This is a genomic window from Sphingomonas sp., assembly GCF_019635515.1.
Taxonomy (GTDB): Bacteria; Pseudomonadota; Alphaproteobacteria; order Sphingomonadales; family Sphingomonadaceae; genus Sphingomonas.
In genome coordinates, this window is record NZ_JAHBZI010000001.1 from 2,342,304 (window position 1) to 2,357,588 (window position 15,285).

Consider the following 15,285-nt stretch of genomic DNA (forward strand, 5'->3'; position numbering starts at 1 on the left):
CGCCCACGCCCGGAAAGACGGGCCCCTTACCGCTTGAGGTGATTCGGGTCAACCGCCTGTGAGCGTGATCCGGCATTTCACCGATGTGCCGCCGGGATCGATCCCTTCGAGCACCAGCGCGCCACCGATCCATTTCGCCGTACCGGTGCGCTGTGCCCTGAAGGGTTCATTGGTGCCGCCCAGCTCAAGCTTGCCGCTATCGCCATCCCAGCGATAGGCGCCGCTGCCCGTCACCTTGGTCTCGAACATGTCCTCGGGAAGCGTGTAGTTATAATAGCCGTTGGCGCTGAAACCCATCTCGGCGATCTTGGGCGTAGTGCAGCCGCTCTGCTCCGCTACGCTGAACCGGCCCGACAGCACCTTCTCAGTTGCGCCGATGACCTTGAGGGAGCCATAGCCGCGTTCCCCGCGGATGCCGCCGATCTGCGCCGAGAAGCGGATTACGGTGCCGGGAACCGCCTTGTCGCTGATCTGGAGCTTGCCGCCGCGCAGCAGCTTAACGCCCTCGCCCTCAACCTTCCAGTCGCTCACGCACTGCGGCGACGCCGGCGTCGGCGGCATGCCATAACCGCGTACCACCATGCCGGTGAGCTCGATCGTATCGCCCTGGCGCGTCACGGCTGGCTGATAGCCGACGCCATAGCCGACGCCGGTGGATTCGGAGCAATCCGGCGGCTCCGGCACGCGATCCTGGACCGCAAGCAAGGCAAGAAGCGCGAACATCATCCCTCCCTATTTCTGGCAGGCCGGGCACCAGAAGGTTGACCGCCCGCCATCGACGCGGCGCTCGACCAGCCCGCCGCAGCCGCATTTCTCACCCCCGCGACCATAAACGAGGAATTGCTTGGCGAAATAGCCGAGCTCGCCATCGGGCCGGGCATAATCGCGCAGGCTCGATCCGCCGGCTTCGATCGAAGCCTCCAGCACTTCGCGAATCGCCATGACCAGCTTTTCGAGCTTGGCCCTACTCACCGTCCCCGCCGCGCGGGTCGGCGCGATTCGGGCGAGGTAAAGCGCCTCGCAGACATAGATATTGCCGAGCCCGGCAACGATGCGCTGATCGAGCAGCAACACCTTGATTGGCGCGCTACGGCCCTTGAACGCCTCCGCCAGATGTTTGGCGGTCAGATCGGGGCCGAGCGGCTCGGGGCCGAGCGCCTTGAACGCCGGCCAGTCCGCCAGCCCATCGGTGGGCACCAGATCGACCGAGCCGAAACGGCGCGGATCGTTGAGCGCCAGGCGATGCCTCGCGGTCTCGATCACGAGATGGTCGTGCTTGCCGATCTCCTCCGGATCGATCCGCCAGCGGCCAGACATGCCGAGATGGAAGATCAGCGTATCACCGCGATTCGTGTCGATCAGCCCATATTTGGCGCGGCGGCCGAGGCTGGTTACGGTCGCCCCGGTCAGCCGCTGGCCGAGTCCTTCGGGGAAGGGCCGGCGGAGATCGGCGCGGTGCAGCGCCACCCGCTCGATCGTCGCGCCCTGCAGCACCGGCTCCAGCCCGCGCACGGTCGTCTCGACTTCGGGAAGTTCTGGCATGGCTAAACCCCTAGCGGCGCTCCCTCGCCCCCGCTAGAGCCACCCCATGCCCGACACCGTCTCCTTCGGCTACGAAGACATCGCCCCGGAAGAAAAGACCGCCCGTGTGGGCCAGGTCTTCTCCAACGTCGCCTCGAAATACGACCTGATGAACGACGCGATGTCGGGCGGGCTGCACCGGCTGTGGAAGGACCTGTTCGTCCGCCGGGTGAAGCCGCGCGCCGGCGAGCATATCCTCGACATGGCGGGCGGCACCGGCGACATCGCCTTTCGCATGGCGCCATCGGGCGCGGCGATCACGGTTGCCGACATCAATCCCGAGATGCTCGCGGTCGGCGTCGAGCGCGCCGCCGAGAAGGGCTTCGACAGTCTGGTCTGGTCGGAAGCCAATGCCGAGAGCCTGCAATGGCCGGACCGGTTCTTCGACGCCTACACCATCGCCTTTGGCATCCGGAACGTCACCGACATTCCCAAGGCGCTTCGCGAAGCGCACCGCGTGCTGAAGCGCGGCGGGCGCTTCTATGTGCTCGAATTCTCGACCACCCAGTGGCCCGGCTTCGCGCAGGTCTATGACGCTTATTCGCATCACCTTGTCCCCAAGCTCGGCAAGCTGCTGGCGAATGACGAGGACAGCTATCGCTACCTCATCGAATCGATCCGCCGCTTTCCGCCGATGCCCGAGTTCGAGAAGATGATCCGCGAGGCGGGCTTCACCCAGACCAAGGTCGAGCCGCTGCTCGGCGGGCTGGTCGCGATCCATTCGGGCTGGAAGATCTGAGCCGCCAGTGACCTCTACCCCCGTCCATCTCTGGCGTCTCCTCAAATGGGGCCGCATCCTCGCGCGGCACGGTGCGCTGCGTGGAATCGAGCGCGACCCCAATACGCCCAGGCCGGTCCGTCGCGTGGCGCGCCTCGCCCGCTTCGGCGCGCGCGTGCCGGCGGCGCCGCGCTATGCCGACGCCTTCCAGGCGATCGGCCCTGCGGCGATCAAGCTCGGCCAGACGCTGGCGACCCGCCCCGATCTGGTCGGCGACGAAGCCGCGCAAGATCTGCTGCGGCTGCAGGACCAGCTTCCACCTTTGCCCTTCGCGGTGATCCGCCAGCGGATCGAGGCCAGCCATGGCCGCCCGCTCGAAACCTTGTTCGCGAGCATCGAGGAAGTGCCGGTCGGCGCCGCGTCGATCGCCCAGGTCCACCGCGCCGTCACCACCGACGGCCGCACCGTCGCGGTCAAGGTGCTGCGCCCGGGCATCGAAGCCGAATTCGCCCGTGCCATCGAGACCTATGAATGGGCCGCCGCCCAGGTCGAGGGCATGGGCAGCGAGGCAGCGCGGTTGCGTCCGCGCCTCGTCATCGAAACCTTCAAGCGCTGGACCGCGCGCGAGCTCGACCTGCGCCGCGAGGCCGCCTCGGCCTCCGAGCTTGCCGACGGCATGCAGGCCGAACCCAATTACTTCATCCCCGCGATCGACTGGCCGCGCACCACCGGCAAGGTGCTGACACTCGAATGGATCGACGGCATCAAGCTTTCCAAGCGCGACGCGATCATCGCAGCGGGGCATGACACCACCAAGCTCGCGAGCAACCTCGTCCATGCCTTCCTGCGCCAGGCGATCTCGGACGGCTTCTTCCATGCCGACATGCATCAGGGCAATTTGTTCGCGCTCCCCGACGGCCGCATCGCCGCGATCGATTTCGGGATCATGGGGCGGATCGACCGCCGCGCCCGGGTGTGGCTGGCCGAGATCCTCTACGGGCTGATCACCGGCAATTATAAGCGCGTCGCCGAAATCCATTTCGAAGCGGGCTATGTCCCGCCACATCACAATGTCGCCGAGTTCGCGACCGCCCTGCGCGCGGTCGGCGAGCCGATGCGCGGATTGCCGGTCAAGGAAATGTCGATCGGATCGATGCTCGACGGGCTGTTCTCGATCACCCGCGATTTCGACATGCAGACCCAGCCGCACCTTCTCCTTCTCCAGAAGACGATGGTGATGGTCGAGGGCGTGGCGCGCGGGCTCGATCCCGACATCAACCTCTGGGACGTCTCCGCCCCATTCGTGCGCGAATGGATCCGCACCGAGCTTGGACCCGAGGCCGCGATCGCCGATCGGCTGGTCGAGGATTTCCGCACCCTCGCCCGCCTGCCCCAGCTGATCCGCAACATCGAGGCGCGCTACCCGACCGCCGGCGGCGCTCCCCCCGCCCCGCCGCTACGCGAGATCGAGGTCGTTCGCGTGGGTGGCGGCTGGCGCTATTTCGCGGTGGCGATCGTCACTGCGGCGGTAAGTATCGGCGCTACCTTGCTGTTTTCCTGAGCCCTTGTCAGGTAGCCCAACGGCTGCAAAACTGCACCACACCGCATTTGGGAGGATGATGATGCGCGCGCTGTTGGCCGCTCTGGCGATGCTTATGACGCTGATCGCCGCGCCCGCCACGGCGCAGAAGAATTGCGCGACAGTCAACCCCAAGCAACCCGTCCCCGCCGGTGACGTCTATCAGGTCTGGACTCCGGGCGGCCCGGTCGGCCAGTTCCGCGATGCCTATAATACCGTCAACTGCCAGGCGTCCGTGCCATGGAAATGGGGTCTGGTGGACGGCAAGGGCAAGACGCTCGTGCCCGCGAACTATTTCAACGTCATCCCGCTCAACGCCACCACGGCGGCGGTGCTCACAAAATTCCAGTTCAAGAGCGACGGCAACACGCTCAACTATCGTCTCTATGTCTTCGGCAAGGGCGAGCAGAAGGACGTCGTGCCCTGGTCGCGCGTCTTCGCCTTTCGCTGGCAGGGCGTCCGCACCCCCTACGCCTTCTCTCAGGGCACCGGCGAGGTCGCGTTGCTTCAGGGCGGACTCGCCAATCCGGTGACAATCCGCAATCTGGGCGGCAAGGGCTGGCCCGGGGGCGTCGACACCTTCTATCAGGTCAACGACACGCTGATCGCCAATTTCACCGCCGACGACGGCACGCCCGTGAGCCGCATCCTCAATCTGCGCGGCGCGCCGATCTCGCCGGTGATCGGCGGGATCGAGCGCTGGGAGACGCTGGCGCCCGAGATCGCCGGCAAGCTCGGCCGCTGGCGCAATTACAGCCAATACGACTATCCGACGATCGGCGTCGATTATGTGTCGATCATCGCCTCCGGCGAACATGCGGCATTGCCCTATGGCAAGCTCTACCAGCCGATCGCCTCGAACGGCGATCCACTGCCGATGCCGCCGAACGCGATCGGCGTTTTCCCGATCCGCTTCGACACCCATCCCTGGGCGGGCTCGACCACGCTCGGCTGGGCGGTTGTCGAGGAAAGCCCGCAGGGGCTGCGCGCCCGGCTGGGACTCGGCACGCTCGCCTCGGTGATCGCGCGCACCGCCAGCCTGCCTGCCTATACCGGCCTCGCCCGCTTCAACGATCGCAGCAAGACCGCCGACGATCAGGTGTGGTGGGATATCTTCGCCGCACGCGTCGCCGGCGATACGGTGTGGCGGATGATAGACGCGCGCACGCTGACGAAACTGACGATCGACGGCGCCGGTTCGTTCGGATCCAATCCGCGCGACGCCCTGGCCAACTTCAATGCCGATCGCGCCGCCATCATGGCCAAGCGCACCGCCGAGCGCGAGCGCGAGCGGCTGGCGCTCGCCGCCAAGGTGAGCAGGGAACTCGAGGATCGCCATCAATGGCTGCTTTCTTCGGGCAAGATCTGCGAATGGGCGCCGGGCGGCGAGATGCGCGGTCCCAAGACGATCAACTACATGCTGACCAATTGTCCGATCAGCAACGACGCATTCTTCACCTATGCCCGCAGCATCGGCGGCGATCCCGGCCTGATCGACAAGGCAGAATATGCCTATTACGAAAAGCGCGGCAAATACGCCGTGCCGATCCCGCCCGCGCCGAATGATATCTACGCCACGCCGAACTGGAACGCCTGGGGCAACGCGATCATCAATTCAGCGCGCACTAGCACCGACAATTTCATCCGCGACAGCAAGCGCCAATATTATTCGAATATGGAGAAGTGGAACCGCGGCAAGCAGAACTGGTGCTGCTGAAGCGCGGGCACAAACCAACCTCGACACTCCCCACCGCCGCCGTGTAGGCCCGCCGCATGGCTCGTCCCGCGACTTTCTGGCTTACCGATTCCAGCCGGTTCGCGAGCATTCCCCGTTCGCGCGCGCGCATCGCCCTGGGCCTGCTCGCACTGCTGCTGGCGCTCTGCCTCACTGCGCTTGCCGCGCCCGATCCGCAGGCGCTGGGCGCGGCCGAACGAGGCGGCAGCGGCCAGACCGATCTGATGCTCTACGAGAAGATCGTCTCGGGCGTGCGCGGCGGCGAGAATTACTATGTCGTCGCCGCCGATGCGTTGCGTGCCGGCAGCTACCCGCTGCGGCCCTTCCTCACATTTCGCCTGCCCGGACTCGCTTCAGCGCTGGCCGCCGTGCCGCAATGGCTGCCAGTGCGATATTTCCTCTTCACTCTGGTGTTGTGCGTCGCGGGCGCATGGGCGAACCGCCTGCGCGACGATCTGAAGGGCCCACTGCCCGCGGTTGCCGCGCTGGTGCTGATGCTCGGATCGCTGCTGGTCTTCGCTCAGTTCGAACTGGCGCCGTTTCACGAGATCTGGGCCGCGCTCCTCGTCGCGCTATCGCTGGCGATCCGGCGGCCGGGGCGCTGGATCGAAGCTGTCGCCATCGGCCTCGCCGCAATGCTGATCCGCGAGACTGCCGCGATCTACGTGTTCATCATGCTGGGATTTGCCTGGCTTGAAGGCGAGCGGCGCGAGGCGATTGGCTGGGGCGCGGCGCTGGCATTGTTCGTCGTCGCGATGGGCGCGCATGCCTGGGCCGTCGCCGGCGTTACCGGGCCGACCGATCCCTTATCTCCCGGCTGGGCCGGGCTGCTCGGCTTCGGCTTCTTCGTGAAGGCGGTGACGCTCGCCACCGGCTTGCAGATGCTGCCGCTCTGGGCGGGGGCACTTCTTGTTGGGCTGAGCCTGTTCGGCTGGGCGGCATGGCGCGAACCCGCCGGGTTGCGCATGGTCGCGGTCCTTGCCGGATACGCCGCGTTGATCGGCATCTTCGCCCGGCTCGACACCTTCTACTGGGCGCTGATGGTCGCCCCGGTTTTCCTGCTTGGCCTGCTCTTCGCCCCGGCCGGCATCCGCGACCTTGTGCGCCAATCGCTCGACAAGCCACGCATCACCGTGACAAGGGTCACCAGATGAAGCGTATCCTCCTCATCGTTGGCGGCGGCATTGCCGCGTACAAGGCGTGCGAGTTGGTCCGCCTGTGCCGCAAGGCCGGGATCGCGGTGAAATGCGTGCTGACCGCGGGTGGGCAGCATTTCGTGACGCCGATGACGCTGGCTGCGCTCAGCGAGAACCAGGTCCACACCACGCTCTGGGATCTCAAGGACGAGGCCGAGATGGGGCACATCCAGCTCAGCCGCGAGGCCGATCTGGTGGTGGTCGCGCCGGCGACGGCGGACCTGATGGCGAAGATGGCGGCGGGGGTGGCTGACGATCTCGCCACCACGCTGCTGCTCGCGACCGACAAGCCTGTCCTCGCCGCGCCGGCGATGAATGTGCGGATGTGGCAGCACGCCGCGACCGTGCGCAACGTCGCCACGCTACGCGGTGATGGCGTGACGGTGATGGAGCCCGATGCCGGCCCGATGGCCTGCGGCGAATATGGCCCCGGCCGCCTGCCCGAGCCGGAAGCGATCCTGGCGGCGATTCAACGAGCCCTGACTTCGGACGCACCCGATTCAGGTTGTAGTGCGCGCCTCGCTGGCAAGCATATCCTCGTCACAGCGGGACCGACGCACGAGCCGATCGATCCGGTGCGCTATATCGCCAACCGCTCTTCGGGCCGACAGGGCTTTGCGATCGCGGAGGCGCTGGCCACGATGGGCGCGGAGGTGACTTTGGTCAGCGGGCCCGTCGCACTGTCGACGCCGCCGGGCGTCAAGCGCGTCGATGTGGAAACCGCGCAGGAAATGGCCAATGCCGTGGCGCAGGCACTCCCCGCCGACGCGGCGGTGATGGTCGCCGCCGTCGGCGACTGGCGCGCCGAGGTCGCTGACCAGAAGATCAAGAAAGGCGATGCCCCACCCCGCCTCGATCTTTCCGAAAACCCCGACATCCTCGCGATGCTCGCCAGAAGCCCGCACCGCCCGGCGCTGGTCATCGGCTTCGCCGCCGAGACCGAGCGGGTGATCGAGCACGCCACCGCGAAACGCGAACGCAAGGGCGCGGATTGGGTTGTCGCCAACGACGTTTCCGGGGATGTGATGGGGGGCGATGCCAACACCGTCCATCTCGTCACCGCCCAAGGCGTGGAAAGCTGGGAAAAGCTGCCCAAAAGCGAGGTCGCGCGGCGGCTCGCGGAACGGATCGCCGATGCGCTTTAGCGCCCTGCTGGCGGCATTGCTGCTCGCCGGCTGCGCAACCATGCCGCAGACCGCGACGAGCGTTCCGGAGTTGCACGCCGAGACGTTCGGGCCGGCGCGCGGCGCCAAGGTCCGCACGCTGATCGTCGTGCTGCACGGCGAGGGCCAGCCCGATCATTACCGCTTCGCTCAAGCAGCTGCAGGCGCGGTGGCCGACAGCGCCGCCATCGCCCTCCTCCGCCCGGGCTATGCCGACGCCACCGGCAAGGTCTCGCCCGGCGAGCGCGGCACGGAAACCGGCGACAATTACACCGCCGATCGCATCAACGCCGTCGGCGACGCCATCGCGGCGCTGCGCCAACGCTACCCCAATGCCCGCACCGTCATCGTCGGCGAGGCGGGCGGCGCGGCGATCGCCGCCAATCTCGCAGGCATAAAGCCTGGCCTGATCGACGGCATGGTACTGGTCGCATGCCCCTGTGCGCTGCCCGAATGGCGTAGCTTGATGCAATGGAAAGGCGACGTCGCCAGCCTCGATCCGCTCAAGACCGCGGGCGGCATCCTGCCGGGCCTGCGCGCGGCGGTGCTGGTCGGCGCGAACGACAAGATCACGCCGGTCAAATTCTCGCGAGCCTATGCCGAGGCGCTGACGTTGCGCGGCATCGCCACCGATTACCGTATCGTGCCGGCCAAGGGTCACGATCTGCTCGACGACCCCGAAGTGCTCGCCGCCACGCAAAGGCTGGCTGCTTCGCTGCCCCGGAAGAACTGACATGCTGCCGCCGATCCAGATCCGCATCCAGCGCCTCCCCCATGGCGAGAGCCTCCCCCTCCCCGCCTATGCCACCGATGGTGCGGCGGGCATGGACATCGTCGCCGCCGAAGCCTTGGTTATCGAGCCCGGCCAGCGCCATGCGGTCGGGACCGGCTTCGCGATGGCGATTCCGGAAGGGTATGAGGTGCAGGTCCGCCCGCGCTCCGGGCTGGCACTCAAGCACGGCATCACTTGCCTCAACACCCCCGGCACCATCGACAGCGATTATCGCGGCGAAGTGAAGGTGATCTTGGCCAATCTTGGTGACGCACCCTTTACGATTGCGCGCGGAGACCGGATCGCACAGCTCGTGCCCGCGCCTGTCCAGCGCGCGGGACTCGAGGAGGTGGGGTCGCTCGACGAAACGGCACGGGGAAGCGGCGGCTTCGGCTCAACGGGCGTATGATAGCGGCATTGGCACTCATTGCGGGGCTTCAGGTCGCCGCGATCGATTGGGAGGCACTGCCGCCCCTTCCCTATCGCGCGCCGCCACTTGTCACCGCCGAGATGCACGGCTTTGTCGCTCGCGAGGCCAAGGCTGGCAGATGCCCGCACCCGGCGGGGGAGCTGCGTGTCGATGTCGCGGTACTGATCGACGAGGCCGGCGGTATCCGCACCACCGTGCCCCGCGCGATCCAGTGCGCGCCGGTCGAGCAATATGCCGCGGCACTGGTGGCCGGCTTCGCGCGGGGCAATTTACTGCCGCGGATGGCGACGGGCGAGCAATGGTACCGGACCAGCCTCACCTTCACGCTGCCCAAGTGACCTTGCCCCGATGAGCCTGAGCGACGCCGAACTCGAACGCTATGCCCGGCATATCGTATTGCGCGAGATGGGCGGCGGCGGACAGGCGCGGCTGAAGGCGGCAAGCGTGCTGGTGATCGGCGCGGGCGGGATCGGCTCACCCGCGATCCAGTATCTCGCGGCGGCAGGCATCGGCCATTTGACGATCGTCGATGACGACAAGATCGACCTTTCCAACCTCCAGCGCCAGACGTTGTTCGGGACTGCGGATATCGGCCGTTCCAAGGCCTCGACAGCCGCCGAGCGCGTGGCGTCGCTCAATCCGCATTGCCATGCCATCGGCATCGAGGAACGGCTCGACCGCTACACCGTCCACAACCGCCTCGAATTGCATGACGTCGTCATCGACGGTTCGGACAATTTCGAAACACGGCTGGCGGTGGCCGATGCGGCGTTCGATCTTCGCATTCCGCTGGTCAGCGCCGCGGTTTCCGAGTTCGAGGGGCAGCTCGGCGTCTATCGCGGCTGGGAGGCGGACAAGCCCTGCTATCGCTGCTTCGTCGGCCAGGATCCCGAGCGCGAGGGTGCCACATGCGCCGAACAGGGCGTACTGGGCGCGCTGACCGGGGTAATGGGTAGCCTCGCGGCGCTGGAGGTGATCCGCGCCATCGCACCGTTTGGGGAGGACGCGGCGGGTAAGTTACTGCTGGTGGATGCGCTGGCGCTCCGCTTTCGCACGATCACGCTTCCGAAAGATACGGGCTGTATGCAATGCGGCCAGGCAAAGACGGTGAGGACATGAAGAGCAAACGCGTTCTGGTGACGGGGTCGGCCGGTTTTATCGGTTTCCACGCAAGCAGCCTGTTGCTGCAGCAGGGCGCAACCGTGCTCGGCGTCGACAATTTCTCCGATTATTACGACGTCGCGCTAAAGGAAGCGCGCAACGACATGCTTTCGAACCATGCCGAATTCTCGGTCGCGCGGGTGTCGATCGAGGATGCGGAGGCTTTCGGTGCCGCCTGGCGGGCGTTCAAGCCCGATGTCGTCATCCACCTCGCCGCGCAGGCGGGCGTACGCTATTCGATCGACGCGCCGGCCAGCTATATCTCGACCAACCTGATCGGTACCTTCAACGTGCTTGAACTGGCGCGGCATGCTCCCCCCGAACATTTGCTGATGGCTTCGACCAGCTCGGTCTACGGCGCGAACACGAACATGCCGTTCGACGAATTGCAGCGTACCGCATCGCCGATGAGCCTCTATGCCGCGACCAAGGGCGCGACCGAGCTGATGGCGCACAGCTATGCGCATCTGTTCAAGACGCCGATCACGATGTTCCGCTTCTTCACGGTCTACGGCCCCTATGGCCGGCCGGACATGGCGCTGTTCAAGTTCGTCAAGGCGATCCTCGCGGATCAGCCGATCGACGTGTATAATAATGGCGAGATGGCCCGCGACTTCACCTATGTGGAGGATCTGGTCGAGGCAATCACGCGACTGGCGAAGGCGGTGCCTGGCGATGTGCCCGTCGAGGGCGACAGCCTCTCCCCCGTCGCACCGTTCCGCATCGTCAATATCGGTGGCGGCAACCTCACGCCGCTGATGGACTATATCGGCGCGGCGGAACGGGCACTAGGCAAGACCGCGATCAAGAATTTCATGCCGATGCAGCAAGGCGACGTGCCCGCGACCGAGGCATCCCCTGCCCTGCTCAAGCAGCTGACCGGCTATGTGCCGTCAACGACTCCCGAAGAAGGCGTGGCGCGCTTCGTCGAATGGTATCGCGCGCACTACGCGAGCTGATTTACAGCTCGAGCGGCACCATTCCCCAGCCGTCGAACATATAAGCCTTAGGCTCCGCATCGGCTTCGCGCAGTGCCGCCGCTTCCGGCTTTTCGAGCACCGCCTCGCCCGCGGCCTCGTTCTCCACAGTCTCGTCCACTCGCTATCCCCTTCGAGTCGCACGAAGTTTAGCGCAAAAGAAAGGGCCGGGGAAACCGCTCCCTTTCGGAAAACGGCTTCCCCGGCCCAATCTGGCGTCGCCGATCAGAAGCGGAAGCTGACCGAACCGCGGACCGTGCGGCTCTCGACATCCTTGCGCCCGATGGTCGTCTCGGCCGCGATCGACACATTCACCGAGCGCGTCTTTACGGTCAGACCGCCCGACACTTCGGCCCAGTCGCGATCGGCGGGGCTGAGGCTGAACAGCACGGGCGATGCCGTCGATCCGGCGAAGTTCGCCGTGAACAGCGTCGGACGCTCGCTGAGATCATAGACATAGGTGCCGTTGAGGAACGGCTTTACCCCATCGCCATTGCCCGCGATCGTCAGCCCGCCACGCAACTCCGAGCTGTGCACCGGCTGACGGTTATACTGGAGTGCAACCGGACCACCGGTCTCCACCGTGCGCGAGAAATCGATAAAGGTCGTGCGCCATGCGACGCGCGGCTTGACCGAGACCGGGCCCGCATCAAGCTTGTAGCTCAAACCGGCTTCGCTGGAGAAAGCAAGCGCACTGTCATCCGCGCGCAGCACATAGTTGGTGCCGACGAAGTTCACGGTCCGCTGGGTCAGCGTGTCGAGCAGGCCAGCGGTGACCTGCGCGTCGAGCGTGAGACCGCTGGAGGCCTCATATTTGCCATACAGCGTTCCCTGGATCAGCTCGGCCTTGGCGAGATGCGCCGCGACCGCGCCCGAGCTGTCCATCTTGTTGTAGGACAAGGCGAAACCGATCGCGCTTTGGTCGTCGATCAGCGTCTCGATGCCGCCTGCGACGTACCAGCCATCGAACTTGTCGCGGCCGGTGGCGATCGCCGAGGGCATCGGGGCGCTATTGCCCTCGACATAGCCGCCGGCGATGAAGCCGCTCATATTCTCCGGCAGCGCGCCTTCCTGTACGGTCGTCCGCTCATCGCCGCCGAGAATGCTCGGAGCGACCAGGTTCGACATGCTCCCCATGCTGAGCGACGCCACGCGCAACGGCTGGCCGATATGCGCGACGGTGCCGCCCGCGTTTCGGATGTCGAGCGACTCGAGACGATCGCGGAACAGGCTCGAGGTCGTATCGACCATCGCCGTGCCGAGCCCGCGCACCGTGGTTTCGGTGGTCGGAGCCAGTCCTTCGAGCGCCGCACGGATCGTGCCGGCATTCTGGAGATCGAGCGTGCCATAGATGCCGTCATAAGCGGCGGCGTTCGAACGGTTGCGATCGAGCAACGTTGCGTACGCGACCTGGACCGCAGAGCCGGTGTTGACCACCGAAGCATAGGTACTGGCCTGCACGGCGACGCGGACGGCATTCGCGGTATAAGTGACGGTCGGGCGCAGGATCGCGCTGAGCGTGGCCGGCGTCGCGAAGGTGCCGGTGATGCCGCCTTCCGCGGTCAGGATCGTGAAGTTCTGACCAGCACGCAGCGCGTTGGTGAAGTTGAACGCCAGCACACCGCCCAGATTGGCGCTGCCGGCGCTGGTGACGCCATTGGCCGTATTTGCGCGCACGGCGATGAGATCCGACGCACCGGTGCCCGACAGATCGACGAAATAGGTCGACCCAGAGGCCAGGACGAGGTTGCCGCCAATCGTCAGCGTGCCCGTCGTGCCCACGGTGCCAGGCGCGAACTGGCCCGTGACGCTGGTCAGGAACGGCGCGTTGATCCGGCCATTGCCGCTGATCAGGCCGCCGAAGAACGAATAGTCGCCGACCGAATTGAGGACGCCATCGACGGCGAGGGTGCCGGCGAAGTGATTGACGTTGATTAGCGAATTGAGCGTGCCCGCGCTGGTGATGGCCAGCGTCGCGCCGTTGCCACCGAAGGTCAGCCGATCGATGGTGACGCTCGAGCCGAGGGTGGTGGTGCCATTGGCGATCAGCGACACGTCGAAGTAACGGCCAAGCACGCCGGTGGTACGGACCGGATCGGAGTTGTTGGGCACGAAGTTGGTTGCCCCGGGAAGGCCATTGGCGAGCGTAGCCGCCGGCAGCGCCAGCGTCGTGATGCCGCCAGTCTGCGCCTCAAGCGTCGCCTGCTCACCATCGACCCGGATAATCGCGGGCTGGCTTACCGCCGTCGCAACGTCGCCGTTCGCCGGCTGATCCTCGGCGGTGCCGATCGGACGGGCTTCGACCACCTCGGTGTTCGTCCGCGTGTCCAGACAGTCGCTGGTGCCGCCCGACTGGAAGCAGATCTGGCCGAAATCGCCGCTCGTGCCGTTCTTTTGCTCGCCCGGATTGTTCGGAATGCCGTTCACCGGCTGACCGTCCGCACCGAGGATATAATAAGCCGGGTCGAGCGTCGTCTGCCAGTGCGTCGCGTCGGTCCAGTTGGCGTTGCCGGCCAGCGACGAGACGTAGTGATACGGGTTGTTCTGCGCGATCCAGTCCCAGTAGAGATACAGCGGCTGATAGAAGCTGACGGTGCCGTAGCTGTTGGCGGGCTGGCCGTTAAAGAAGCGGGTATAACCGCCCGACAGCACGCCGATGACGAGCTGGCGCGTGAAGTTCTGCAGGATCAGCGGGCCGCCCGAATCGCCCTGTGAAGTGATACCTTCCAGCGACGGACCACCATTGGCGCCGGCACGAGCATTGTCACGGAAGGCGTTGAAATCGAACGCGCTCGGCGCGACACCGGTGCCGCGGCGCGGATCGTCGAAATCCATGAAATAGAGATTCTGTTTCAGACCGTTCGGCGCGCCGCCGAAGAGGAAACCTTCGAACTTCTCCAGATCGGTAAGCGCGCCGATGATGTTTTCGGCGGCGCGGCGACGGAAGTCGCTCGTGCCCGCGGTGCCACCTTCGCCGGTGCCGTTATTGCCATAACCGACAATGCCGACATTGAAGCCGGTGCCAGCCGCGCCGATTGTGCCGGTGTTGGTGAGCGGCGAGAAAAGCAGTGCCCAGGTCGGAATGTTCGCTGCGGGCGTGTCGAGCGTCGCCATGGCGACGTCACCGTAAAGAAAGCCCCGCGCCTCCGGCTCGAGCGAATATGGATTATAGACCACCTGATTGGCGTTGTAGAACGCCTGGGCGATGTTGGTCTGATACTTGCCGGCGCCGCCGGTTCCGCCGAGCAGCCAGCGCACCAGTTCGTCGGTCTGGCCGGCAGCGTTGGCGCGGGTATTGGTTTCGAAGCCAAAGCCGATCGCGGTGCCGCCCGAATTGGCGCCATATGAGGTTGCCGCGGCGGTGTTCACGCAGTGCGCCGCGAAGATCACGGTACGCGGATTGATCAGCGTGCTGGTGCACAGGCCAACAAAGCCACCGCCCTGATCCGTGATCATCTGGCCAATGCCGGTGATGTTTACCGGATCGCGCGCCGTGGTCGGCGTACCGGGATTGGCGATGAGGATTTCGGGATCCGCCTCGGTGACCTGGATCCGGCCGTCGCCTTGCGATTCGAGCAAGGCGCCGTCGATGTCGATGCGCGGGGTATCGCCCTGCGCGGCGAGTTCACCCGAGGTCGGGCGGTCGATGCCGGCGTCCTGCGCAAAGGCCGTGCCCGCCATCGTCAGGCTCATGCCCGCGACAGATGCCAACAGCGCGGCGCGCATGACGCGCGGTTTGCGAATGATCTTCATGATGTGCCCCTCATGTCTCGGGATGATTCCCGATCGTATATTCGTTGTGCATCCACGCTATGCCTCTGGATACGTGCGTCAAGTATCTTCCCGCCAAACGAACATAGTTTGAGTGACTTCAGGGGAATTGGTGTGGATGAATTGCAACATTACCGTAGAACACTTGCATTCGGCCAACGGTTTGAGCCGTTTCGCGGGTTGCGGCCCGCCCTACTGATAG

The 15,285-nt window shown here is 65.6% G+C and carries 14 protein-coding genes; 10 read left to right on the forward strand and 4 right to left on the reverse strand.

Annotation, left to right across the window (positions count from 1 at the left end; translation table 11 throughout):
* Positions 1-48 precede the first annotated feature (48 nt).
* Positions 49-723 (reverse strand): hypothetical protein, encoded by a 675-nt coding sequence (locus KF730_RS11820; protein WP_294095383.1) that lies wholly within the window; start codon positions 721-723, stop codon positions 49-51.
* A gap of 9 nt (positions 724-732) precedes the next feature.
* Positions 733-1,542 (reverse strand): bifunctional DNA-formamidopyrimidine glycosylase/DNA-(apurinic or apyrimidinic site) lyase, encoded by an 810-nt coding sequence (mutM, locus tag KF730_RS11825; RefSeq protein WP_294095386.1) that lies wholly within the window; start codon positions 1,540-1,542, stop codon positions 733-735.
* 46 nt (positions 1,543-1,588) lie between these two features.
* On the opposite strand from mutM, the gene KF730_RS11830 reads away from it, so the two are divergent.
* The 10 genes from KF730_RS11830 to KF730_RS11875 all read left to right on the forward strand — a co-directional run bounded on the left by KF730_RS11830 (position 1,589) and on the right by KF730_RS11875 (position 11,294).
* On the forward strand, positions 1,589-2,320 hold the full coding sequence (locus tag KF730_RS11830) for a class I SAM-dependent methyltransferase (protein WP_294095390.1): 732 nt from the start codon (positions 1,589-1,591) through the stop codon (positions 2,318-2,320).
* Positions 2,321-2,327: 7 nt separating this feature from the next.
* Positions 2,328-3,860: a 2-polyprenylphenol 6-hydroxylase gene (ubiB, locus tag KF730_RS11835; RefSeq protein ID WP_294095395.1), complete on the forward strand. Its 1,533-nt coding sequence runs from the start codon at positions 2,328-2,330 to the stop codon at positions 3,858-3,860.
* Positions 3,861-3,921: 61 nt separating this feature from the next.
* Positions 3,922-5,595: a hypothetical protein gene (locus KF730_RS11840; RefSeq protein ID WP_294095398.1), complete on the forward strand. Its 1,674-nt coding sequence runs from the start codon at positions 3,922-3,924 to the stop codon at positions 5,593-5,595.
* Between the two features lie 56 nt (positions 5,596-5,651).
* Entirely contained in the window at positions 5,652-6,767 is a 1,116-nt protein-coding gene (locus KF730_RS11845; protein WP_294095400.1) for a hypothetical protein, read from the forward strand.
* On the forward strand, positions 6,764-7,954 hold the full coding sequence (gene coaBC, locus KF730_RS11850; protein ID WP_294095402.1) for a bifunctional phosphopantothenoylcysteine decarboxylase/phosphopantothenate--cysteine ligase CoaBC: 1,191 nt from the start codon (positions 6,764-6,766) through the stop codon (positions 7,952-7,954). The genes KF730_RS11845 and coaBC overlap by 4 nt, the downstream gene beginning before the upstream one ends.
* Positions 7,944-8,705, forward strand: a complete 762-nt coding sequence (locus tag KF730_RS11855; RefSeq protein ID WP_294095403.1) for a hypothetical protein — start codon at positions 7,944-7,946, stop codon at positions 8,703-8,705. The genes coaBC and KF730_RS11855 overlap by 11 nt, the downstream gene beginning before the upstream one ends.
* 1 nt (position 8,706) lies before the next feature.
* Positions 8,707-9,153: a dUTP diphosphatase gene (gene dut / locus KF730_RS11860; protein WP_294095406.1), complete on the forward strand. Its 447-nt coding sequence runs from the start codon at positions 8,707-8,709 to the stop codon at positions 9,151-9,153.
* A gap of 8 nt (positions 9,154-9,161) precedes the next feature.
* Positions 9,162-9,512: a hypothetical protein gene (locus KF730_RS11865; RefSeq protein WP_294095409.1), complete on the forward strand. Its 351-nt coding sequence runs from the start codon at positions 9,162-9,164 to the stop codon at positions 9,510-9,512.
* Between the two features lie 10 nt (positions 9,513-9,522).
* Positions 9,523-10,293 carry a molybdopterin-synthase adenylyltransferase MoeB gene (moeB, locus tag KF730_RS11870; protein ID WP_294095411.1) on the forward strand — a complete coding sequence of 257 codons (771 nt, stop codon included), beginning with the start codon at positions 9,523-9,525 and terminating at the stop codon, positions 10,291-10,293.
* The gene (locus KF730_RS11875; RefSeq protein WP_294095414.1) at positions 10,290-11,294 is read left to right on the forward strand and encodes an NAD-dependent epimerase/dehydratase family protein; all 1,005 of its coding nucleotides are present in this window, start codon (positions 10,290-10,292) and stop codon (positions 11,292-11,294) included. Before moeB ends, KF730_RS11875 begins: the two co-directional genes overlap by 4 nt.
* Before the next feature lies 1 nt (position 11,295).
* Here the strand turns inward: KF730_RS11875 and KF730_RS11880 are convergent, their stop codons facing one another.
* Both KF730_RS11880 and KF730_RS11885 read right to left on the reverse strand, forming a co-directional pair.
* Positions 11,296-11,433, reverse strand: a complete 138-nt coding sequence (locus KF730_RS11880; RefSeq protein WP_294095416.1) for a hypothetical protein — start codon at positions 11,431-11,433, stop codon at positions 11,296-11,298.
* Between the two features lie 104 nt (positions 11,434-11,537).
* Entirely contained in the window at positions 11,538-15,065 is a 3,528-nt protein-coding gene (locus tag KF730_RS11885) for an autotransporter domain-containing protein (protein ID WP_294095419.1), read from the reverse strand.
* Positions 15,066-15,285 lie beyond the last annotated feature (220 nt).

Excerpts from the sequence above, each read along its gene's own strand:
- KF730_RS11875 (WP_294095414.1), top strand. The coding sequence starts at position 10,290 with ATGAAGAGCAAACGCGTTCTGGTGACGGGGTCGGCCGGTTTTATCGGT.
- coaBC (WP_294095402.1), top strand. The coding sequence starts at position 6,764 with ATGAAGCGTATCCTCCTCATCGTTGGCGGCGGCATTGCCGCGTACAAG.
- KF730_RS11820 (WP_294095383.1), bottom strand. The coding sequence starts at position 723 with ATGTTCGCGCTTCTTGCCTTGCTTGCGGTCCAGGATCGCGTGCCGGAG.
- moeB (WP_294095411.1), top strand. The coding sequence starts at position 9,523 with ATGAGCCTGAGCGACGCCGAACTCGAACGCTATGCCCGGCATATCGTA.
- mutM (WP_294095386.1), bottom strand. The coding sequence starts at position 1,542 with ATGCCAGAACTTCCCGAAGTCGAGACGACCGTGCGCGGGCTGGAGCCG.
- KF730_RS11840 (WP_294095398.1), top strand. The coding sequence starts at position 3,922 with ATGCGCGCGCTGTTGGCCGCTCTGGCGATGCTTATGACGCTGATCGCC.
- KF730_RS11855 (WP_294095403.1), top strand. The coding sequence starts at position 7,944 with ATGCGCTTTAGCGCCCTGCTGGCGGCATTGCTGCTCGCCGGCTGCGCA.
- KF730_RS11885 (WP_294095419.1), bottom strand. The coding sequence starts at position 15,065 with ATGAAGATCATTCGCAAACCGCGCGTCATGCGCGCCGCGCTGTTGGCA.
- dut (WP_294095406.1), top strand. The coding sequence starts at position 8,707 with ATGCTGCCGCCGATCCAGATCCGCATCCAGCGCCTCCCCCATGGCGAG.
- KF730_RS11845 (WP_294095400.1), top strand. The coding sequence starts at position 5,652 with ATGGCTCGTCCCGCGACTTTCTGGCTTACCGATTCCAGCCGGTTCGCG.
- KF730_RS11830 (WP_294095390.1), top strand. The coding sequence starts at position 1,589 with ATGCCCGACACCGTCTCCTTCGGCTACGAAGACATCGCCCCGGAAGAA.